The sequence below is a fragment of the Campylobacter sp. IFREMER_LSEM_CL1097 genome, from assembly GCF_025772225.1.
In the GTDB taxonomy this organism is placed as follows: domain Bacteria; phylum Campylobacterota; class Campylobacteria; order Campylobacterales; family Campylobacteraceae; genus Campylobacter_D; species Campylobacter_D lari_D.
Genome location: NZ_JAKMRT010000020.1, coordinates 1 through 21290, shown reverse-complemented (window position 1 = coordinate 21290; position 21290 = coordinate 1). Strand labels below are relative to the sequence as shown.

Genomic DNA, 21290 nt, shown 5'->3' with positions numbered 1-21290 from the left:
AATAAATAATTCAACCATAGGTAAAGAAGCTACACTTTACAGTATGTCTAATGATCAAGTTTATGGTATTAAAAACCATGGTAATATTGGCCAAGTAAATAATAATGCGGTTATTTTCAATGGTATATATAATGCTAATTCTATAACTTCGTTATTAAATAATGGCAATATTTATAGTGGTATTAAAAATACTGGAACTATAGAATCTTTAGTTAATACTAAAAAAGCAATAATTCATGATGATATTGAAAATGATGGTACAATGAAATTAACTAATTATGGAACAATAGGAGGAATTACTAATAGCAATTCTTTCACTCTGATTAATGGTTATGTTCAAGGTTCTGAAAAACATGCAAAATATATTAGTGGTGTTTTAAATAAGAATAAAAATGGATACCATATTGAAAATAATGGCAAAGGTGTTTTTAGCATCAATAGTTGGTATTTTGATGCGCCTGAATTTTTAAATAAAGAAGATAGATTAAAAAATTCGGTTGTATTAGGTGGTAATAATCTTGGTGGTATTAAAGTAGATGAAGTTTATATTAATACTGCAAATTTAGATACTAAAAAAATATATGATAGTAATACTTTTTTTATTGATGAAAAAGGTAATAGTATAGGAAATAATACTAATGATGATAAAGGCATTGATGCAAAAAATATTCATAGTCTAACAGATATTTATTATTTTATGAATGTTCCTTCGGAAAAAGGAAAATATAGAGTTAGTGTAGATATTAATGAGTTAAGTGGTAAAACTTTAGCTAAATCTATGGTATATTCTGCAAGATTAAGAAGCATTAATGTGTCTAATTTGTTAAGAAATGCTGCTGGATTGAATTTGCAATCTGATTTATCTAAAAATAATCGTAAATATCTTGATTCAAATACAACATATTATTTTTTAAATCCATATTATAATCACTCTTCAGCTAAAATTGGAAAAAGTGTAGGGCAATTAAGAATGGATACTGCAGGTTTGATTGGTGGTTCATTTAAGCAATTGCCAAAAGATTATGGTGTTATAGGTTTTTATCTAGGTCATGAGGATAGCTCTAAAAAACAAAACACACAAAGATTAAATTTTGATGATAAAACATATTATGGTGGTTTAACTTATTATAATGTATTAAAAAGAAAAGGATTAGATGAATACTATTTTAGTGCATATTCAAAATTTGATTATACCAAGACAAATATAGAAAAGTCTTATAAAAATAATCCTGCTAGTTCTAAAGCAAATACATTAGTATATGGATATGGCGCTGAGGCAAAAATAGGTGCTAATTATTATAATGCTATAGATGTAGCTAGAGTATCTCCAGAAATTGGACTAAGTTATTATGGTATGAGTAGTAAGAATTTTAGTTTAAATCACTTAGGTGGAACAAAAGAACATTATTTGGCAGGTCAATTTAACTTTGTTGATGCAAGTGCGGCTTTAAAATGGTATAAGCCATGGACTGATAAGTTTAAATCTAATATAACCATAGGATCTATAGTAAATTTATATACTGATGCAAGAGGTAAGTTGAAATTAGATGAAAATACATTAACAGCCGATGTTATTACTTCCAAATACTATGGATTTGGGCAATTTGGATTATCTTATGCTCTTAATAAACATTCTGATATATCATTAAATTATGCGGGTGTGTTTACATTTGATAATACCACTTCTCATACTATGTTTTTAAAACTAGGTTTATGGTGGTAAGTATTTTTACATATCAACTAAAATAGTTGATATGTAATTTTAATTCCCTAGAGCTTACTTGAAATAGTGCTAAACAACATATTTATTTTCGCCTCCTTTAAAAATATTAGTAAGCTCGAACTAAATCATAATATATTTATTATGATTTAGTTTTTAGTAAGTTCTAGGGAATTAAAAAATATATTAATGTAATATCATAGAGGAGATAATGTTAGATAAAATAATATATCATTATTATAATAATAACCATCAAAAGTGTTTAGAGTGTAGTGAAGAATATTTGGAGCAAGATCCTAAAAATGCTTTAGAATATGCGATGATGGCTTCTTTTAAAATAGGAGATTATGGTAAAACTTTACATTATGCAAGACAAATTTTTAATTTATATCCTACTAGTTTTAATGGACTAATGCTTGCAAAAGCACTTTCATATAATGGAAATTTTAATGATGGTATTGGATTACTTGAAGAGCTTTTACAAAGACAATGTTTTTTAAAAGATGAGCTTAATTTGGAACTTGCTTTTGCTTATCAAAATACAGGAAGCCTAGAAGATGCAGAAAAACTGTATAAGCTTGCTTTAGAAAAAGATATGTATAATCTTGATTTGTGGAAAAATTACGCTGAGCTTTATTTTAAAACAAATTTCCAAAAGGCACTTGAAGCACATAATGAACTTTGTGATTTTACACAAATTATGATATCAAAATTACAAAGTGGGGAGTTAGTAGAAAAAAATTTTACAAATAGTATTAATTTACAAGATAGATTACAAGAGAAAACCCAAGAAAACTTGACTATAGTTAAAATTCATGAGTTTTTAAATACACAAATTTTACCACAAAAAGCATATTTGCTTTTTAAACTTTTGAGATTGCAAGAGTCATTAGAATTATTTTCGAATTTATGTGAGTATAATCAAAATAATGCTCAATTTTGGCAAAATTATGCAAAAGCACTAGAACTAAGTGCTAATTATCAAGGTGCTTATGATGCATACCAAAAAGCTTTGAGTTTGCATCCACATGCAACTTATCAGTTTGACTTGGCATATTTGCTAATGCGTATGGGAGAAAGTGATAATTTTGAAGAAGGTAAAAGAGTATATGAGAGCAGACTTTTTTATGCCCATAATGAAACTTTTTCACCTTATCATTATAATAAAACCATACAAGCTTTTAATAAAGATGGAGTGCAGGCTTTTAAAGATAAAGAAATTTTAGTTTTTTGTGAGCAAGGTTTTGGTGATACTATCATGTATGCTAGATGTTTGGAAAAACTTTGTCAAATTGCCTCTAAGGTTTTATTTGCTCCGCAAATCGCTATGTATGAAATGTTTAAAAATCAACTCAAAGAGCTTAATAAACAAAATAAATTTTTTTCTAATTTGAAAATTTTAAAAGATTTTCCGAGTGAGTTTGATTATGCTATGCCGATTTGTTCTTTGCCTTTGCTTTGTGATATTAAATTAGATGAAATTTCTAAGTTAAGAACGCCTATTATTGCTTTAGAAAAACCAAATAATAAAATTAAAAAAATAGGAATTTTTTGGTTTACTCCTAATGCTATAAATACTGATTTATTGAGAAATGTAGATTTTATATTTTTGTATAATGCATTAAAAGATTTATGTTGTGAGATTATTTCTTTTCAAGTAGATGGGGTAAATAATGTTAATCTACCTCAAGAAATTGAAAATAGGGGAGTAAAGCTAAAAAATTGGAATGATACTTTAGATAACTTAAAAGATATTGATTGTATTGTAAGTATAGATAGTGCTATTGCGCATTTAGCCTTAGCTTTAGATATACCTACAATAGTACTTTTAGCACCTAGGTTTGATTGGCGTTGGGGTAAATTTGAAAATCCTAAAAGTTATTTTTGGCCTAAAGCGAATTTACTTACTTTTTCTAATGAATATGATACTAAGGATAAATTGCAAAGCTTAATTAAAAAACAAATCAATGTTTGATAAATTATCAAACATTGAATCTAAAATGCATTACATCGCCATCTTGTACGATATAATCTTTCCCTTCAAGGCGTAGTTTTCCTGCTTCTTTAGCACCACTTTCGCCTTTGCAAGCGATATAATCCTCATAAGAAATTACTTCAGCTTTGATAAAACCTTTTTCAAAGTCATTATGGATCACGCTTGCTGCTTTTGGTGCTTTCCAACCTCTTTGTATAGTCCATGATCTAACTTCTACTTGACCTGCTGTAAAATAGCTAATCAAGTTTAGCTTTGAAAATGCTGTGCGTATAACTACTTCAAGCCCGCTACTTTCTATACCTAAAGATTTTAAAAATTCATAATTTTCTTCATCGCTTAAAGCTATCATTTCTTCTTCTATTTTAGAGCAAAGTTTGATTACTTCATGGCCTGATTTTGCTGCAAATTCTTTAAGATCTTTTACAAATTCATTATCTTCTAAAAGCGAATTCTCATCTACATTTGCTCCATATATCACTTCTTTAGCTGAAAGCAATCTTAGTTCTTTTATAAGAGCATGATAGATTTCATTTTTATTAGCAAAAGAACTTGCGCTATTATTTTGATTTAAATGCTCTAAAAGTTCATTAGCTAATACCAAGGTTTCTTTTGCACCTTTTTCATTGGCCTTTGCACCTTTAGTGAGTTTTTCTATTTTTTTGCTAAGTTGTTCTATATCTGCTAGTATAAGTTCTGTTTCTATGATTTGTACATCACGCACAGGATCAACACTGCCCGCAACATGGGTGATATTTTCATCATCAAAACAACGCACAATATGTAAAATCATCTCTGTTTCGCGTATGTTAGATAAAAATTTATTACCCAAACCCTCACCTTTGCTAGCTCCTGCTACTAAGCCTGCTATATCAACAAATTCTATATTTGAGCGTATAATTTTTTGTGGATTAACAATTTTTGCTAGTTCTTTTAAGCGATGATCAGGCACAGGTACCACTGCTTTGTTTGGTTCTATGGTGCAAAATGGATAGTTTGCACTTTCAGCATTTTGTGCTCTTGTTAGAGCGTTAAAAGTGGTAGATTTTCCAACATTTGGAAGTCCTACTATACCAACTGATAAACTCATTTTTGTTTCCTTGAAAGATAAAGTAAATATGAAAGGCACATTCTAACACCTGCTCCGGTTGCACCAAAATTATGATAACCCCAAGCTTTTTCTAAATAAGCTGGTCCTGCAATGTCTAAATGTAGCCATTTGTCTTTGTATTCTTCTCTAATGAAAGAATTTAAAAATAATCCCGCAGTAATGGCTCCGCCATAACGACTTGAAGAGGTATTACTAACATCTGCTATGTTTGATTTTATAAGCTCTTTTAAGTGCGGATTAAAATGTAAAATAGTAGCTAAATCTCCACTTTTTTTACTTATTTTATAAAATTCATTTTGCAAATCTTCATTATTTCCCATGATGGCACTTGTGTATTCTCCAAGTCCTACTACGCAAGCTCCAGTTAAAGTAGCAAGATCTATTAATAAATCAGGTTTTAGATCTTGAGCAAGTGAAAGACAATCTGCTAAAACTAATCTTCCTTCTGCGTCGGTATTTCTAACCTCTATACTCACACCTTCTCTTGAAATAAGCACATCATCAGGCTTGTAAGCATTTCCGCCTATCATGTTTTCAGTTGCGCCGATGATAGAATGAACTTCTATATCAAGGTTTAACTCACTTGCACCTTTGATAATAGCCATTGCAGCCGCACCACCGCTTTTATCTGATTTCATCGTTAACATGTAATCAGCAGGTTTTAAACTAAGTCCACCGCTATCATAAGTTAGCCCTTTACCTACAAACACTACTTTCATTTTTGGATTTTGTGGTTTATAAGAAAGATGAATGAGTTTTGGGGGATGAATTGAAGCACGATTTACTGCTAAAAATGCTTGCATTTTTTCTTGCTCTAAGAAATCGCTTTCATAAATTTTACATGAAATATTAGAATTATTTTGGCTCAGTTCAAGCGCATCTTCGGCCATTTTGGCAGGAGTGTAAATTTGTGGGATTTCATTAACGATATTTTTTGCAAAATCACAAGCATTTGAAAAAATTTGACCATAGTTTATACCTATGCAAGCCTCTTCTAGGTTGTATGTTTTATTATTAATTTCATCTTTTGCAATGAAGATATTTTCTAATTTGCTTGGTGTTTTTTCTTTTTTGTATTTGTTAAATTCATAAGCACCAAAAGTAAATCCTTGAATCATAGCATTAAAGCTATTTACTACACATTTTCCTATGACACTTTTTGTTTTTACGCTTTGAATTTCAAGTTTTTTTAAAGCTTTGTATGCATTTGCAAAAGCAAGCCTTATATCTTCATATTCTAAGCTTTTAAGTTCACTATAAAGAATTTTATTTTGCATATCTATGCAAATTCCTTCACCTTTATAGCTTGAAAGCTTGAAAAGTTCTTGACTTTGAGTGTATTTTTCTATTTTTTTATCTTGTATTAAAATGATTTCAAAATCAGCATTTATAGAGCCGATATTTTCTTCTATAAAATTAAAAGTCATTTGCGAGTCCTTCTTGTAAGTATTGATTTTTCTATTTGTTTCATTCCTAAAAATAAAGCTAATAAAAAGCCAGCAATAATTGGCACTGCAAAATACCAATGATTTCCAGCCCATTCTACTGCAAGCCAAATTTCTTTTCCAAAAAACCATGCAAGTAAAATAGTTATAGCAGCCCAAGCCCACGCACTAATAAGATTAATAAACGCAAATTTTTTAGCACTATAACGAGTTAATCCTATACTCATAGGTATAATAGTTCTAAAACCATACATATATCTTTGTATGAAGATAATAGGCCAACCAAAACGCTGTAAAAGTAAATGTGCTATGGCAAATTTACGCCTTTGGGTGCGAAGTTTTTTCTGAATGTATTTTTTGTTATATCTTCCTATATAAAAGTATATTTGATCGCCTACAAAGCCACCTAAGCCTGCTATAAAAATAATAAGTCCTAAATTTACATGGCCTTCATGTGCAAAAATACCTGCTAAAATAAGTGCAAGTTCTCCTTCAAGTATGCACCATAAAAACACAATAATATAAGCCCAATTTTTATAATCATACAAAAGTTGTTTTAAAAATTCTTCCATTTTATACCTCTAAAACACTATAAACAGAAGTTAATTTAGCTAATTCTTTAGCACCATCTAGATCTTTTAACTCTAGTAAAAAACAAGCTTCAACACATTTTGCATTGAGTTTTTCTATGAGTTTAACAGCGGCTATTGCTGTACCACCTGTAGCGATGAGATCATCTATAAGTAAAACATTTGCTTTTTGATTATTAAAAGCATCGATATGAATTTCTATAGTATCACTGCCATATTCTAAACTATAAGATTCTTGTAAGCATTTTGAAGGTAGCTTTCCAGGTTTTCTTATGGGCACAAAAGGAAGTCTTAATCTAGCGCTCAAGGCAGCTCCAAAAATAAAACCTCTACTTTCTATACCAACGATATAATCAAGCTTTGCGTTTTGATATTTTTCAACTAAATGATCCATTAAAAACGCAAATGCTTCTTTGTTGTTTAATAAAGTAGTAATATCTCTAAAAACAATCCCTTCTTTTGGAAAGTCCTTAATAGCTCTAATGCTATCTAGTAAATATTTTTTATCTTGCTCTTTTATCATAATAATGCCTCTATTTTTGCTTCTAATTCTTTGATTCTTTGTCTTAGTTTTTCATTTTCAATACGATATTGTGAATTTCTTGTTCTAAGAGAGGTTAAGTCTGCTTTACTTTTGTTTAATTCTTCAGTTAAAATATCAATATTACCCAAACTTCTTTGAAGTTGTACTTGTAGTTTTCTAATAACAATTTCAGTATCATCAAGGTTGTTTTTTATAAATTCTTTTGCCACTTTTTCTTTATGAAGCAGGGTTTTATAATAAAGTAGCATAATAGTCATATAAATACTAATACAAATTAATACAGTTAATACAAGCCAACTTAAGATCATAATCTTTCCTCTATTTTGCTAATTCTTGTGCAATGTCTTCCGCCGCTAAAAGAAGTGTTGATAAAATTTGAGATAATTTCAAAAGCCATATCAACCCCTATTAATCTAGCTCCTAGCGCTAAAACATTTGCATCATTATGTTCTCTTGAAAGTTTAGCACTTAAAGATTCGTTACACAAAGCACAGCGTATATTTTTATGACGATTTGCTGCTATACTCATACCAATTCCTGATCCGCATACTAAAATTCCAAAACTTTTTTCATTTATTTTAGAGCTTAATAAGTGCGCATAATCAGGATAATCACAACGATCCTCACTAAAAGGACCTAAGTCTTCAAAAGTAATATTTTTTTCTTGTAAAAATTTAGTAATTTCTTGCTTTAAAATAAAACCAGCATGATCACTTGCAATATAAATTTTTTCTCTTAACATTTAACATTCACTTTATCATTTTTGAAATTTTAAAGTATTAATTTTATCATATTTAATTAAAATTTTTCTTTCTTATATATAATTATTTTTTTATGTTTTCAAATATTTATTTGATATAATAACAATAATTATTTAAGGTAAAAAATGAAGCTTATACTAATTGGTTCTTCAACAGGTGGCCCAAGCCAACTAAAGTTTTTACTAAATGATGTAGAATTGAAAGATTGTGCAGTAGTGATTGCTCAGCATATGAATCCTGCGTTTATTCCTTCTTTTGTAAATCAATTTAACAAAGAAGCATTAAGCGAGGTGATTATACCAAGTGATAAGGAAGTTTTGAAAAATAAAATTTATATTTGTCAAAGAAATATGATTTTAAGTGGCAACAATACCTTAACATTAAATACTACAGATGAAACTAGTAGTTTTAATCCAGGGATTGATGTGCTATTTAATTCTGCTGTTAATCTTTGCAAATATCATAAAATTTTAGCTTTGATTATGACAGGAATGGGCGATGATGGTGCTAAGTCTTTGTTTGAACTTTATAAAGCAGGAGTAAGGTGTTTGTGCGAAAATGAGGCAGATTCTATAGTATATGGTATGCCAAAAAAAGCCAGAGATACTAATCCAAATTTAAAACCTATGAGTTTAATAGAACTCAAAAAAGAAATAACAAATTTCATCAAATCGTAGGACAAAAAAAGATGATAAAGATTACAGAAAATGAAATGAATGATTTTGTAAAAATCGTAGAGCAAATAAGTGGAAATAACTTAAATGCGAAAAAGGATATATTATCTATTAAACTTCCTAAATTTTTACAAGAATTAGGCTTGAGTAGTCTTAGTGAATTAAATGAAAAAGTGCAGTTTCAAAGAAATTTAAAACAAGAAACTATGGATTTTATTACAGTTTGTGAGACTTATTTTTTTAGAGAATTAGAGCAATTAAAAGATGTGATTTTTTATATAAAATCTCTTGATCGCCCTGTAAATGTGCTTTGTGCTCCATGTTCAAGCGGCGAAGAAGTGTATTCTTTAGCTATTTTAGCAAGTGAGAATTTTGTTAAAGGTATGAATATAGTTGGTATAGATATTAATAAAAAAATGATAGATAAATGTAATGAAATGATTTATTCAGAGCGTTCAGTATCTAGATTAAACACTATGCAAAAAACGCGTTATTTTGATGTAAAAGATAGAATGTATCATCTTAAAAAAGAAACCCTAGCTTGCAGATGCCGTTTTGATCTTTGTAATGTCTTTGATGATTCTTTATTTAAATTTGGAAAATTTGATGTAATTTTTTCAAGAAATATGATGATATATTTTGATCAAGATTTTAAAATAAGACTTATGGAGCGTTTTTATAGGATATTGAATAAAGAAGGTAGAATTTACCCAGGAAAGTCAGATCTTGTGCCTGAAACAGCTTATTTTGAAAAAAACTTTTCAGCAGGTGGAGTTTATTATTCTAAGGTGGATTAATTATATTTTTTATTAAACCACCACCAATAAATTGCTGCAAAGATAAAACATACTCCTAAGCCAAAAGTAAAATGACTTAGTTTTATTCCATAAAATTCAAATAAATATCCTGTTGAAAAAGCAATGATTGCACTAAAGGTTAAATATACCATATCATTGTAAGCAATCACTCTGCCATAATATCTTTTGTCGCAATCATTTTGTAAAAGTGTATAGGTATAGCTCCATAAAGATGAAGTGCAAAAACCAGCCATTACCAAGCCTACAAAAGCAAGATAAAAGTTAAATTGCAAGCAAGCCCAAAGCATTATACCTACACCTTGCGCTAAGTATAAATATACCAAAGTGTTTTTATTAATATAAGGACTAAGCACATAAGGGCCTATAAGTAAAGATATGGCTCTTATGGCATTAGAAAGCCCTATGGCTAGAGGTATGGAAATAACTTTTGCGTATTCATATTCTGCTAAAAGAGTGATTAAAACATCATAAGCAGTTATCCCTACAACCCCATGAAGTAAAATCAAATGAATGATTTTTTTATTATTAAATACATAAACTAAGCCTTCTTTGATTAATATAAAAAGATTATTTTGTGTGGTATTTTTTTCATTAGGTAAAATCAAAGTTTTGAGTATAAGCATAGCACAAAATAGCATTAAAGTATCAGCTATAAAGGCTGGCTTTACTCCAAAAAGATCTATAAAAAGCCCTGCTGCACCCATACCCAAAGCATATGATACAGCCCATATGATACTATGAAGCTCATTGCCTAGTTTTAATTCTTGTGGGGTTAAAATTTTAGGTAAAACCGACATTTCTGTTTGAAAATACATACTTGCAACTGCCATACGAACAAAGGTTAAAAAGTATAACAACCAAAGCATGGCTAAAGAATTTACAAAAATTAACATAAAAATAGAAATCATCTCAATGCTAATCATTGTTAGCAATAAATTTTTAGGTTTAAATCTATCCACTATAACTCCATTTATAGGTGCAAGTATAATAGAAGGTAAAAAAACAAAAATAGCTGAAAAACCTATGATATTTGCAGGTGCACCGAGTTCTTTAGTTAAAAGGGTAAAAACACCTACTTGAGAAAACCACGCACCAAAATAACTTATAAATTGTACTATTGCTAAAAGGCGAAAAGTTTTATTATTTTTAAGTAAAGACCTATAAGTCATGAGTATCCTATGAATATATGAAATTAAAGGGCTTGATTATATCGTCTTTAAGATTATTTTACATTTAAATGTTATAATAATCCTTTTTTATAAAAAGGTTTAAGAATGAGTAGATTAAGTAAAAAAGAAGCGTTAAATTTGCTCCAAAATGCACCTTTATATGAACTAGGTGCAATGGCTTATGAGAGAAAATTAGAGCTTCATCCTGAAAAAATAACTACTTTTGTGGTAGATAGAAATATAAATTATACAAATATTTGCTGTATTGATTGTGATTTTTGTGCTTTTTGTAGAAAAGAAAAAGATGATGATTCTTATATTTTAAAATACGAAGAAATAGGGCAAAAAATAGAAGAATTGCAAGCCATAGGTGGAACGCAAATTTTATTTCAAGGCGGGGTACATCCAAAACTTAAAATAGAATGGTATGAAGATTTGCTTTCTTATATAAAAACTAATTATCCAACGATTACCGTGCATGGTTTTTCAGCAGTAGAGATAGCTTATATAGCAAGAGTTTCTAAAATTTCTATAGAAGAGGTTTTAAAAAGATTACAAGTCAAAGGACTTTTTTCTATACCTGGAGCGGGTGCTGAAGTATTAAGCGATAGGGTGAGAGATATTATAGCGCCACATAAATGCGACACGGCTACTTGGCTTAGGGTACATGAGAGTGCGCATAATATAGGTATGAAAAGTACTGCTACAATGATGTTTGGTACGGTTGAAAATGATGAGGAAATCATCGAACATTTTGATCATTTAAGAAATTTGCAAGATAAAACAAATGGCTTTAGAGCTTTTATTTTATGGTCATTTCAAAGTGAAAATACCCCTTTGATCAAAAAACATCCTGAAATCATCAAGCAAAGCTCTAATAGATATTTAAGATTGCTAGCTTTGGCAAGATTATATTTGGATAATTTTAAAAATTTACAAAGTTCATGGGTAACGCAAGGCTCTTTAATAGGCCAACTTGCTTTAAAATTTGGTGCAAATGATTTAGGTTCAACTATGATGGAAGAAAATGTTGTAGCCGCAGCTGGTGCAAAATATAGAATGAATCAAGAACAAATGATAGAACTTATTAAAGATATAGGGGAATTACCTGCCAAACGCGATACAGCTTATAATATTTTAGAAAGGTTTTAATGTTAAATTTAGACTTTAATGAAACTAAAATAGACATAATATATGAGTATGAAAATGAGCTTCCTGTAGTATTTTTTAAGCTCATTTTTAAAAATAGTGGAAAAATAGCAGAAAAACACAATAGAGGTTGTGCAAGTATGCTTGCTAGGCTTTTAAATGAAGGAAGTAATGATGAGTTTTTTAAAAGCTTAGAATACCGTGCTATAGAGCTTTATGCTAAGGCTAGTTTTGAACATTTTCAAATTAGTATTAAATGCTTGAAAGAACATTTTGATTTTGCTTTAGAAAAATTACAAGAATTGTTTTTAAGTGTGCGTTTTGAAGAAAAAATTTTACAAAGATTAAAAACTTTAGCTTTGGGTGAACTTGCAAGTTTAAATACTGATTATGATTATCAAGCAAAAAGACTTTTGAATAAGAATGTTTTTAAAGATGAAATTTTTGCTAGTGGTCTTGATGGGACTAAAGAAAGCATAGAAAAGATTAGTTTAAAAGAATTACAAGATTTTATGAGTGAAAATTTAGTACTTGATAATGCTTTATTTGTTTTTGGTGGAGATATTAAAGAAGATGAAGTAAAGATTAAAGTAGAAAAAATTTGCCAAATTCTAAAAAGAAATGCCCCAAATCAAAACAAAAGCTACAAGCTCGTTGATGAGAGTATAGAAGTAAGTGAGCAAAAAAGCACTGAGCAAGCTTATATATACTTTTGCTCTCCATTTAATATACAAATTAATGATGAGAAAATGTATTTAGCTAAACTTGCTTTGTTTATTTTAGGTCAAGGTGGTTTTGGTTCGCGTTTGATGGAAGAAGTGCGTGTAAAAAGAGGCTTGGCGTATTCAGCATATGCTATGCTTGATGTAAATTTAAATTATAGTAGAGTTTTTGGGTATTTGCAAACTAAAAATGAAAGTTCTAATGAGGCTAAAGCTTTAGTTAAGGAAGTTTTTGAAAACTTTGTCCAAAATGGAGTCAATGAAAAAGAATTTCAACTAGCTAAACAATTTTTAGTAGGATCTATGCCTTTAAGGTATGAAAACTTGGCTAAAAGACTAGATATAATGCTAAATGAATATTTGCATGGTTTAAAACTTGGAAAATTAAAAGAAGAAATGCAAAAGATTAAAAACACTAATTTAGATGAGTTAAATGACTTCATCAAAGCACATAGTGAAATTACCAAAGTGAGTTTTGCAAGCATAGAAAATGAAAGTTGAAGAAAAGGACTTAAAACTACTTCATGCTTTAGGGGTTAAAAATTGTATCGATTTGGCTTTGATTTTACCTAAAAAATTTGATGATTTTAGAATTTCAAAGTTTCCAAAAGATACATTTTGCACTCAAAATGTAAAAATTATTAGCACACAAAATCATCACTCCCAATTTTTTATACTTTGTGAATGTTTAGAATGGGGTATAAAAGCAAATATAGTAATTTTTCATCCTAATAAATGGCATTTTAAAATTTTTAAACATAATGCTTTAATTTGTATCCATGCAAAGATGAATTTTTTTAATGGAATTTGGCAGTTTATAAACCCAAAAATAGTAAAAAACATAGGTCAAATAGTCCCTAAATACCAAATTAGTTCTATTAAAGATGAAAGCATAAAAAAACTTATTTTAAAATATGTCAATGAAGCTAACTTAAAAGCGCTAAATTTAGAACAAAAATACATTAATTTACTTTTAAATTTACACAATTATGATGATTTAACTCTTTATGAAAATTTTAACGCCATAGTTAAAGACTTAAAATATATAGAAATTTTTAATCATTTAAGGCGTTTAAAGGGTAAAAAAATATCACAAAATGCTTATAAAATAGAACTTTTTGATATAAGCTCTTGGCTTAAGGGTTTAGAATTTAACCCTACAAATGATCAGCTTTTAGCAATAGAAGATATTAAAAAAGATTTGCAAAATAAAGTCGCTAAAAGGCGTGTGGTGATGGGTGATGTGGGTTGTGGTAAGACTTTGGTCATACTTGCTGCAAGTTTGCTAGTATATCCTAAAAAGGCTATTTTAATGGCTCCAACTAGTATATTAGCAGAGCAAATTTATCATGAAGCAAAAAGACTTTTGCCTGATTTTGTTAATGTATTGCTTTTAAAGGGTGGTAAAAAAGATAAAGATTTAGCAAAATTAAAAGAACAAGCCCATTTTATCATAGGTACACATGCGCTCATTTATCAAGAAGAATTTGAAGCAGTTTTAGTGATGATAGATGAGCAACATCGCTTTGGCTCTAATCAAAGACAAAAAATAAGTGAGCTTAGTAAAAACTCTCAATATGCTCCACATATCGTGCAATTTTCTGCTACACCTATACCAAGAACACTTTCTATGATACAAAGTGAGCTTGTAAATTTTAGTTTTATTAAACAAATGCCTTTTAAAAAAGACATTAAAACTTTTTGCATACAAGATAAAGATTTTAAATATTTGCTTAAAAAAATCGATGATGAACTAGCTAAAAATCATCAAGTGATCATCATTTATCCTTTGGTAAATGAAAGTGAAAATATAGATTATTTATCGCTAGAACAAGCACAAGGGTATTGGATAAACAAATACAAAAATGTTTATGTGACTCATGGAAAAGATAAAAATAAAGATCAAATTTTGCAAGAATTTAGAGAAAAAGGCACGATTTTACTTTCTACGACTGTGGTTGAAGTGGGAATTTCTTTACCAAGATTAAGCGTGATTGTAGTTGTTGGGGCTGAAAGACTTGGGCTTGCTACCTTACATCAGCTTCGAGGTAGGGTAGGTAGAGTAGGGCTTGAGAGCTTTTGTTATTTATATACTAAGCAAAAAGAAATTCCAAGTCGTTTGCTTGAATTTGCTAAAACTTTAGATGGGTTTAAAATAGCTGAGCTTGATTTAAAAAACAGGTTAAGTGGGGATTTACTAGATGGTAGAGTGCAACATGGAAATCACTTTAAATTTTTTGATTTTGCAGATGATGAAGAGCTGGTTTTAAAAGCAAAAGAAAGTATTAAAAATATGGAAGAAAAAAATGGATAAACATTTTGAAATTTTGATTTCAAAGGGCGAAAAGAAGTATTTTAAGAAAGGAAATATTTTATTTTTTCAAGGTGAAAAAGCAAATAAAATTTACATTTTACTAAGTGGAAAAGTGCGTATATATAAGGTAAATGTAAAAGGTTTTGAGCTAACACTACATACTCTAACTCCGGTAAATTTTATAGCTGAAATGCCTGTGTTTGAGGGTATTGATTACCCAGCCAATGCAATTTGTGAGCAAGATTGTGAAATTAGTGTTTTTGATTTTAATGAATTTAAAAAATTATGCTTAGAAAATGGAGAATTTAGTTTTTTACTTTTGACTTCTTTAATCGGTAAAATTCGAATTTTAGAAAATTTTATCAGACAAAAATCTTTGGATTTAAAGTCAAGATTAGTCAGCTTTTTACTAGAAAATGAAGAAAAGCTACAAAATTTAAAACAAAAAGAAATCGCTGTGATTTTAAATTTACCCCCAGAATCTTTATCGCGTTTTTTAAAAGAATTAAAACAAAATGAGCTTATTTGCACAAATAAAGGTAAAATAGTAATTTTAAATAAAGAAAAAATGCAAAATTTAATTAAGTCTTTTTAAGTCTTATTTGTTACAATATTATATTTTAAAGTATGGATGGTTTCATGGATTTTGATTTTTTAGTCAAGTTTAGCCCTATGTTTATACAAGCTTCTTGGCTTACATTAAAACTTGCTATTTATGGGGTGTTTTTTTCATTTTTAGTAGGTTTATTTTGTGTGGGAGTGAGTTATTTTAAATTTTCCTTTTTAAACACAATTTGTAAAATTTATATAGAATTTTCAAGAAACACACCTTTGCTAATCCAACTTTTCTTTTTATATTATGCTTTACCTGAATTTGGAATTCAACTTAGCTCTTTTGCTTGTGCTGTAATAGGACTTAGTTTTTTAGGTGGTTCTTATATGGCTGAAAGTTTAAGAGCGGGTATGGAAGCGGTTAAAAAACAACAATATGAATCAGGACTTTCTTTGGGTTTGAGTAAATGGCAAAATTTCCGTTATATTATTATGCCTCAAGCTTTGGGTATAGCTATGCCAAGCATTAGTGCAAATGTCATTTTTTTACTTAAAGAAACTTCAGTAGTAAGCATTATTGCTTTAGCAGATTTAGTATATGTGGCTAAAGATCTTATAGGGCTTTATTATAAAAGTAACGAAGCATTATTTGCTTTGGTGCTTTGTTATTTGATCTTGATTTTACCTTTATCTTTAGTGTTAAACCGTATAGAAAAAAGGTTAAATTATGTTTGAAATTTTAAATCAAGATACCTTTTTTAGACTAGCGCAAGGTTTAAAGGTTACTTTAGAGCTTTCATTGATTAGTGTTTTGATTTCACTCATAGGAGGAGTATTTTTTGGAATTTTAATGCATTCTAAAAACAAATTCCTTTATGTTTTTTGTCGTTTTATGCTTGAGTTTGTGCGTATTATGCCTTTGATTGTTTGGCTTTTTATAGTGCATTTTGGCTTGGCGAAATGGTTTGGATGGCATTTGAGTGCTTTGGGTTCAAGTATTATTGTTTTTAGTATTTGGGGTGTGTTTGAGATGATGGATTTGGTTAGATCATCTTTAGCAAGTATACCAAAACATCAGTATGAGTCAGGACTTTCACTAGGTTTTAATAAATTTGAAGTTTATCTTTTTATCATTATACCTTTATCTTTGAGAAGATTATTACCAATGAGTATTAATCTTTTTACAAGAATTATTAAAAGCACTTCAGTGATTTATCTAATCGGTGGTATAGAGCTTATTAAAGTAGGTCAACAAGTGATTGAGCTTAATTTATTTCAAAATTCTTATGCGGCTTTTGTGATTTATGGTTTGATTTTATTGATTTATTTTATACTTTGTTATCCTTTGTCGGTATATTCAAAGTTTTTAGAGAAAAAATGGAGCTAATATGAGCATTTTAAAAATACAAAATTTACAAAAATATTATGATGATCATCATGTTTTAAAAGATATTAATTTAGAAGTAAATCAAAAAGAAGTAGTGGTTATACTAGGTCCAAGTGGTTGTGGGAAATCTACACTTTTAAGATGTATTAATGGCTTAGAAGAAATGGCTGATGGAGCTATTTTAGTAGATGATGAGAAAATTGATAAAAATTATAAAAAATGGACTCAAATTCGTCAAAAAATAGGTATGGTATTTCAATCTTATGAGCTTTTTGATCATTTAAATGTTGAGCAAAATATACTTTTAGGACCTTTAAAGGTGCAAAAAAGAAAAAAAGAAGAGGTTTTAGAAGAAGCAAAATACTGGCTTGATAGAGTAGGACTTTTGCATAAAATAAAAGCTTATCCTAAAGAATTAAGCGGTGGACAAAAGCAACGCATAGCCATAGTTAGAAGTCTTTGTATGAACCCTGAAATCATGCTTTTTGATGAAGTTACAGCAGCGCTTGATCCTGAAATCGTGCGTGAAGTTTTAGATGTGATTTTAAATTTGGCAAAAGATGGTATGACTATGCTTATAGTTACACATGAAATGGGTTTTGCAAGAGCAGTTGCTGATAAAATAGTTTTTATGGATGATGGTAAAATAGTAGAAATTTCAAATCCTGATGAATTTTTTGAAAATCCAAAGACAGATCGTGCGAAAAAATTTCTCAATTTGTTTGATTTTCATCGTTAATTTTATTTTTTTAAAATATTTATTTAAAAAAATAATATAAGGTTTAAAAATTTAAATTTTTAATCATAAGGATAAAACATGAAAAAAATTTTTCTTTTATCATTTTTGATGGCACTTTTTTTTAGCGCATGCTCAAATTCAAGCTCTAATGAAAATTCCATAGAGAAAATCAAACAGCAAGGTGTAATCCGTATAGGTGTATTTGGCGATAAACCTCCATTTGGCTACCTAGATGCACAAGGGAAAAATCAAGGTTATGATGTATATTTTGCTAAACGCATAGCAAAAGAACTTTTGGGTGATGAGTCAAAAGTGCAATTTGTACTTGTTGAAGCAGCAAATAGAGTAGAATTTTTAGAATCAAATAAAGTAGATTTAATCTTAGCAAATTTTACAAAAACCCCAGAAAGAGAAGCTGTGGTTGATTTTGCATTACCTTATATGAAAGTTGCTCTTGGGGTGGTGGCTCCTAAAGGGTCAGATATTGAAACTTTAGATGATTTAAAAAATAAAACTTTAATTTTAAATAAAGGCACAACAGCTGATGCGTATTTTACAAAAAATATGCCAGATATTAAAACGATTAAATTTGATCAAAATACAGAAACTTTTGCAGCTTTAATTGGTAAAAGAGGTGATGCGTTAAGTCATGATAATGCATTGCTTTTTGCCTGGGCTAAAGAAAATCCAAATTTTGAAGTAGTGATTAAAGAACTTGGAAATCATGATGTTATAGCTCCTGCTGTAAAAAAAGGTGACGAAGCTATGTTAAATTTTATCAATGATTTGATTTTAAAATTACAAAATGAACAATTTTTCCACAAAGCTTATGATGAAACTTTAAAGCCGTTTTTTAGTGATGATATAAAAGCTGATGATGTAGTAATTGAAGGTGGCAAAATTTAATAATGCAAAAAGCTTTTAAAAATACCATCTATGCTTCCTTAGGTGGTATTTTAGAATTTTATGATTTTGTTTTATTTATCTTCTTTGCAAGTGTTTTTGCAAAAATTTTCTTTCCTCAAAATGATGATTTTTGGCCATTAATCTATACTTATGTAGCCTTTGGGGCAGGGTATTTAGCCAGACCTTTTGGTGCTGTTGTTTTAGCGCATTTTGCAGATATAAAAGGGCGTAAGAATGTTTTTTATATTAGCATGCTTTTAATGGTTGTACCAAGTTTTATTTTGGCCTTTTTACCTACTTATGAAAGCATAGGGCTTTTGGCTACTTTTATGCTTTTTGTTATTAGGATAGCCCAAGGATTAGCTATAGGAGCTGAAGTTAGCGGTGCTTGGATTTTTGTGAGTGAATTTGTGAGTAAAAAAAGACTTGGTTTGGCACTTGGTTTTATTTCAGCGACTTTGACTTTAGGTTTATTGCTTGGAAATTTAGCGACTTTGACTATATATGCGTATTTTGATAAAGAAGAAGTAGAAAGCTTTGCTTGGAGAATTCCTTTTTTTATAGGAGGATTTTTTGGTATATTGGCTTTATTTTTACGCACGAAATTGAATGAAACACCAGCTTTTAAAAATATAAAAGCAAAAGAAAAAATTTTAAATTTCCCACTTTTGCAGGCTTTAAAAACACATAAAAAAAGTATGTTAATATGCGCTTTACTTACTGTGGTTTTAACAAGTGGGGTGGCTACTTTAATGATACTGCCACAATATTTTGAAAGCTTATTAGGAGTTAGCAAAACTACTGCTTTGTTATATCAAAATTTGGCCATAGTGATGATCATACTAGGAAGTTTAGCACAAGGATATTTAGCAGATTTTTTAGGACATTTTAAAATTTGTTTGATTTTCACTTTACTTTTTGGAATTTTTGGTATAGCTTTTAGCTTTTATAATGAGTGGTTTTTGTTATTTTATTTGCTTGCTTGTTTTGCACAAGGTATTATAGCTTTTGCTCCTATTTTTATGACTCAAATTTTTACCACAGAGTTAAGATCGAGTGGTCTTTCTTTTGCTTATAATATTTCTTATGCGATTTTGGGTTTTATAACCCCTTTTATTGTTAATTTTGTATATAAGGAGTATTTTTATATTTATATTATTTTTATAATTATTGCTAGTTTGCTAAGTTGTTTTTTAAATAAATTTTTTATTAAATAATTATATATATATTAATATTTATTTTATGGATAATACTATTATATATACTACAAAATAAAGAATATTATATATGAAAATATGGACTCAAAAATATACCGTTTGGAATAGTATTATTGATATACAACATAAAAGCTTATTTTATTTAGCTAAAGAAATTTATTTTATAAAAAATAATCATGCAAGTATTAATGAAGTTAGAATGCTTTCGATTGAATTTTTAAAATAACTTAAAGATCATGCAAAATATGAAGAAAAATATATGAAAAGGATTGCTTACCCATATACCGATATACATATAAAAGAGCATAAAAATTATGTCTTCATTAGCTTCTTTGGTTAAAAACACATCAAACATAAATGAATTTAAAACAAAATTTAGTGATTTTATAGATAATAATATCATTAAGTATATTTTAGAGGAAGATATAAAATATGCTAATTTTAAGAAAAAAGAATATGTTCTTTATACTTGTGGATGCTTAAATAAAAAATATAAAATTTTACATAATATGCATCTTAAAATTTTTAATGGCGCTAAGTATGATTGTAAAATTTGTCAGTAAAATATTCGATTGATTTAATCGGCGGGGGTATATGGTAAGTAATTTTCCCTCTTGGAGTGATGAATATTGTTTAGGCAATGAAAAAAATAGATTTACAGCATCAGAGATTTTTTGCTTTAACTTTAGAAGTTTTTAGACTTTCAAATAGACATATTTATAAAACAGAATTAAAAAAAGTATTAATGGAGTTATTTTCATATATGAAAAATCATTTTGATAATGAAGAGGAATATATGAGAGAAATTAAATATCCATATTTAGATGAGCATATAATAATGCATAAAAATATTGTAAAATCTATGAAAAGTCTATTATATGAGTGTTGTAGTACTAATGGACTTAAAAATGAACTTTATAATATAGTATCATCATGGTTTTTTAATCATTTTAGTATACATGATATGAAAATAAGAGATTATGTTCAAAATTCATCTAATCAAAATTTATCAAAACAAAACGAGATGATAAAAAGCGAAGAAATATTTGAGTATACATGTGATTGTATTGGTATTATCCATAAAGTGAATTATGATTTACATATGAAAATAAATTATTTAAATATATCTTAATAAGTGCAGTAAATGCTCAAAAAAGTTGAAATTAAAATCAAATGCATAGAAAGTTATCTAGTTGATTTTTAAGTTAAATAGTATATCTAACATAGTAGTTTATTAATTCATTATCTTTTTCCGAGGTATGTTGTAGTAGAATTTATAGTTTGAAGCAACATAAGCTACCGTCCGCTAAACTATTTTTTGTTAAATTTATTAAAATTTATAAATAATAAATTTTTTATTGCAATTACTATTTGTATATCAATAGCATTATTTTACAAAAATTTCTCTCTTTTTGATATTTTTATTTCACTTAAATAGTTGATTCTTGTAAGTTTTATTTTTATTTTGTCTTTAAATAT

23 protein-coding genes are annotated in these 21290 nt (G+C 28.6%); 16 read left to right on the top strand and 7 right to left on the bottom strand.

Annotation, left to right across the window (positions count from 1 at the left end; genetic code table 11):
* The coding region (locus L8W64_RS07810; protein ID WP_263673379.1) for an autotransporter outer membrane beta-barrel domain-containing protein at positions 1–1723 on the top strand (1723 nt) is incomplete at its 5' end.
* A 208-nt stretch (positions 1724–1931) separates the two neighbouring features.
* Positions 1932–3695, top strand: coding sequence for a tetratricopeptide repeat protein (locus tag L8W64_RS07805; RefSeq protein ID WP_263673377.1), 1764 nt, complete (start codon positions 1932–1934; stop codon positions 3693–3695).
* Positions 3696–3702: 7 nt separating this feature from the next.
* Here the strand turns inward: L8W64_RS07805 and ychF are convergent, their stop codons facing one another.
* Genes ychF through rpiB form a run of 6 tightly spaced genes read right to left on the bottom strand, consistent with a single transcriptional unit; the run spans position 3703 to position 8145 of the window.
* Complete coding sequence (gene ychF, locus L8W64_RS07800) at positions 3703–4803, bottom strand: redox-regulated ATPase YchF (protein WP_263659619.1); 1101 nt, start codon at positions 4801–4803, stop codon at positions 3703–3705.
* Complete coding sequence (locus L8W64_RS07795; protein WP_263659620.1) at positions 4800–6251, bottom strand: leucyl aminopeptidase; 1452 nt, start codon at positions 6249–6251, stop codon at positions 4800–4802. Before L8W64_RS07795 ends, ychF begins: the two co-directional genes overlap by 4 nt.
* Positions 6248–6841, bottom strand: coding sequence for a DedA family protein (locus L8W64_RS07790; RefSeq protein ID WP_133318967.1), 594 nt, complete (start codon positions 6839–6841; stop codon positions 6248–6250). The genes L8W64_RS07795 and L8W64_RS07790 overlap by 4 nt, the downstream gene beginning before the upstream one ends.
* A gap of 1 nt (position 6842) precedes the next feature.
* Positions 6843–7382 (bottom strand): adenine phosphoribosyltransferase, encoded by a 540-nt coding sequence (apt, locus tag L8W64_RS07785; RefSeq protein WP_133318966.1) that lies wholly within the window; start codon positions 7380–7382, stop codon positions 6843–6845.
* Positions 7379–7711, bottom strand: a complete 333-nt coding sequence (locus L8W64_RS07780) for a hypothetical protein (RefSeq protein ID WP_133318965.1) — start codon at positions 7709–7711, stop codon at positions 7379–7381. The genes apt and L8W64_RS07780 overlap by 4 nt, the downstream gene beginning before the upstream one ends.
* On the bottom strand, positions 7708–8145 hold the full coding sequence (rpiB, locus tag L8W64_RS07775; RefSeq protein WP_263660291.1) for a ribose 5-phosphate isomerase B: 438 nt from the start codon (positions 8143–8145) through the stop codon (positions 7708–7710). Before rpiB ends, L8W64_RS07780 begins: the two co-directional genes overlap by 4 nt.
* Before the next feature lie 144 nt (positions 8146–8289).
* Between rpiB and L8W64_RS07770 the strand changes: the two genes are divergently transcribed.
* Positions 8290–8841, top strand: a complete 552-nt coding sequence (locus L8W64_RS07770; RefSeq protein ID WP_133318963.1) for a CheB methylesterase domain-containing protein — start codon at positions 8290–8292, stop codon at positions 8839–8841.
* A gap of 11 nt (positions 8842–8852) precedes the next feature.
* Positions 8853–9635: a CheR family methyltransferase gene (locus L8W64_RS07765; RefSeq protein WP_133318962.1), complete on the top strand. Its 783-nt coding sequence runs from the start codon at positions 8853–8855 to the stop codon at positions 9633–9635.
* Here the strand turns inward: L8W64_RS07765 and L8W64_RS07760 are convergent.
* Positions 9632–10825 carry an MFS transporter gene (locus L8W64_RS07760; protein WP_133318961.1) on the bottom strand — a complete coding sequence of 398 codons (1194 nt, stop codon included), beginning with the start codon at positions 10823–10825 and terminating at the stop codon, positions 9632–9634. The two genes, L8W64_RS07765 and L8W64_RS07760, sit on opposite strands and share 4 nt — an antisense overlap.
* A 105-nt stretch (positions 10826–10930) precedes the next feature.
* Between L8W64_RS07760 and L8W64_RS07755 the strand changes: the two genes are divergently transcribed.
* The 12 genes from L8W64_RS07755 to L8W64_RS07700 all read left to right on the top strand — a co-directional run bounded on the left by L8W64_RS07755 (position 10931) and on the right by L8W64_RS07700 (position 20943).
* Positions 10931–11977, top strand: a complete 1047-nt coding sequence (locus L8W64_RS07755; RefSeq protein WP_133318960.1) for a dehypoxanthine futalosine cyclase — start codon at positions 10931–10933, stop codon at positions 11975–11977.
* Entirely contained in the window at positions 11977–13197 is a 1221-nt protein-coding gene (locus tag L8W64_RS07750; protein WP_263673376.1) for a M16 family metallopeptidase, read from the top strand. Before L8W64_RS07755 ends, L8W64_RS07750 begins: the two co-directional genes overlap by 1 nt.
* Positions 13187–15010 carry an ATP-dependent DNA helicase RecG gene (gene recG / locus L8W64_RS07745; protein WP_263673375.1) on the top strand — a complete coding sequence of 608 codons (1824 nt, stop codon included), beginning with the start codon at positions 13187–13189 and terminating at the stop codon, positions 15008–15010. Before L8W64_RS07750 ends, recG begins: the two co-directional genes overlap by 11 nt.
* Positions 15003–15605 (top strand): Crp/Fnr family transcriptional regulator, encoded by a 603-nt coding sequence (locus L8W64_RS07740; RefSeq protein ID WP_263673373.1) that lies wholly within the window; start codon positions 15003–15005, stop codon positions 15603–15605. The genes recG and L8W64_RS07740 overlap by 8 nt, the downstream gene beginning before the upstream one ends.
* A gap of 44 nt (positions 15606–15649) precedes the next feature.
* Positions 15650–16297 (top strand): amino acid ABC transporter permease, encoded by a 648-nt coding sequence (locus L8W64_RS07735; protein WP_263673372.1) that lies wholly within the window; start codon positions 15650–15652, stop codon positions 16295–16297.
* Positions 16290–16949 (top strand): amino acid ABC transporter permease, encoded by a 660-nt coding sequence (locus tag L8W64_RS07730; protein WP_133318955.1) that lies wholly within the window; start codon positions 16290–16292, stop codon positions 16947–16949. The genes L8W64_RS07735 and L8W64_RS07730 overlap by 8 nt, the downstream gene beginning before the upstream one ends.
* Position 16950: 1 nt before the next feature.
* Positions 16951–17688 (top strand): amino acid ABC transporter ATP-binding protein, encoded by a 738-nt coding sequence (locus tag L8W64_RS07725; RefSeq protein ID WP_133318954.1) that lies wholly within the window; start codon positions 16951–16953, stop codon positions 17686–17688.
* Positions 17689–17796: 108 nt separating this feature from the next.
* On the top strand, positions 17797–18594 hold the full coding sequence (locus L8W64_RS07720; protein ID WP_375154872.1) for a cysteine ABC transporter substrate-binding protein: 798 nt from the start codon (positions 17797–17799) through the stop codon (positions 18592–18594).
* A 2-nt stretch (positions 18595–18596) separates the two neighbouring features.
* Positions 18597–19811, top strand: a complete 1215-nt coding sequence (locus L8W64_RS07715) for an MFS transporter (RefSeq protein ID WP_263659624.1) — start codon at positions 18597–18599, stop codon at positions 19809–19811.
* A gap of 70 nt (positions 19812–19881) precedes the next feature.
* A complete protein-coding gene (locus L8W64_RS07710) occupies positions 19882–20037 on the top strand; it encodes a hypothetical protein (RefSeq protein ID WP_263659625.1) in 156 nt (51 codons plus the stop codon).
* 88 nt (positions 20038–20125) lie between these two features.
* On the top strand, positions 20126–20374 hold the full coding sequence (locus L8W64_RS07705; protein WP_263673370.1) for a hypothetical protein: 249 nt from the start codon (positions 20126–20128) through the stop codon (positions 20372–20374).
* Positions 20375–20451: 77 nt separating this feature from the next.
* Positions 20452–20943, top strand: a complete 492-nt coding sequence (locus tag L8W64_RS07700; RefSeq protein ID WP_263673368.1) for a hemerythrin family protein — start codon at positions 20452–20454, stop codon at positions 20941–20943.
* The last annotated feature ends 347 nt before the right edge of the window (positions 20944–21290 follow it).

Coding starts and splice junctions, on each gene's coding strand:
- L8W64_RS07805 (WP_263673377.1), top strand. CDS start 1,932: ATGTTAGATAAAATAATATATCATTATTATAATAATAACCATCAAAAG.
- ychF (WP_263659619.1), bottom strand. CDS start 4,803: ATGAGTTTATCAGTTGGTATAGTAGGACTTCCAAATGTTGGAAAATCT.
- L8W64_RS07795 (WP_263659620.1), bottom strand. CDS start 6,251: ATGACTTTTAATTTTATAGAAGAAAATATCGGCTCTATAAATGCTGAT.
- L8W64_RS07790 (WP_133318967.1), bottom strand. CDS start 6,841: ATGGAAGAATTTTTAAAACAACTTTTGTATGATTATAAAAATTGGGCT.
- apt (WP_133318966.1), bottom strand. CDS start 7,382: ATGATAAAAGAGCAAGATAAAAAATATTTACTAGATAGCATTAGAGCT.
- L8W64_RS07780 (WP_133318965.1), bottom strand. CDS start 7,711: ATGATCTTAAGTTGGCTTGTATTAACTGTATTAATTTGTATTAGTATT.
- rpiB (WP_263660291.1), bottom strand. CDS start 8,145: ATGTTAAGAGAAAAAATTTATATTGCAAGTGATCATGCTGGTTTTATT.
- L8W64_RS07770 (WP_133318963.1), top strand. CDS start 8,290: ATGAAGCTTATACTAATTGGTTCTTCAACAGGTGGCCCAAGCCAACTA.
- L8W64_RS07765 (WP_133318962.1), top strand. CDS start 8,853: ATGATAAAGATTACAGAAAATGAAATGAATGATTTTGTAAAAATCGTA.
- L8W64_RS07760 (WP_133318961.1), bottom strand. CDS start 10,825: ATGACTTATAGGTCTTTACTTAAAAATAATAAAACTTTTCGCCTTTTA.
- L8W64_RS07755 (WP_133318960.1), top strand. CDS start 10,931: ATGAGTAGATTAAGTAAAAAAGAAGCGTTAAATTTGCTCCAAAATGCA.
- L8W64_RS07750 (WP_263673376.1), top strand. CDS start 11,977: ATGTTAAATTTAGACTTTAATGAAACTAAAATAGACATAATATATGAG.
- recG (WP_263673375.1), top strand. CDS start 13,187: ATGAAAGTTGAAGAAAAGGACTTAAAACTACTTCATGCTTTAGGGGTT.
- L8W64_RS07740 (WP_263673373.1), top strand. CDS start 15,003: ATGGATAAACATTTTGAAATTTTGATTTCAAAGGGCGAAAAGAAGTAT.
- L8W64_RS07735 (WP_263673372.1), top strand. CDS start 15,650: ATGGATTTTGATTTTTTAGTCAAGTTTAGCCCTATGTTTATACAAGCT.
- L8W64_RS07730 (WP_133318955.1), top strand. CDS start 16,290: ATGTTTGAAATTTTAAATCAAGATACCTTTTTTAGACTAGCGCAAGGT.
- L8W64_RS07725 (WP_133318954.1), top strand. CDS start 16,951: ATGAGCATTTTAAAAATACAAAATTTACAAAAATATTATGATGATCAT.
- L8W64_RS07720 (WP_375154872.1), top strand. CDS start 17,797: ATGGCACTTTTTTTTAGCGCATGCTCAAATTCAAGCTCTAATGAAAAT.
- L8W64_RS07715 (WP_263659624.1), top strand. CDS start 18,597: ATGCAAAAAGCTTTTAAAAATACCATCTATGCTTCCTTAGGTGGTATT.
- L8W64_RS07710 (WP_263659625.1), top strand. CDS start 19,882: ATGAAAATATGGACTCAAAAATATACCGTTTGGAATAGTATTATTGAT.
- L8W64_RS07705 (WP_263673370.1), top strand. CDS start 20,126: ATGTCTTCATTAGCTTCTTTGGTTAAAAACACATCAAACATAAATGAA.
- L8W64_RS07700 (WP_263673368.1), top strand. CDS start 20,452: ATGAAAAAAATAGATTTACAGCATCAGAGATTTTTTGCTTTAACTTTA.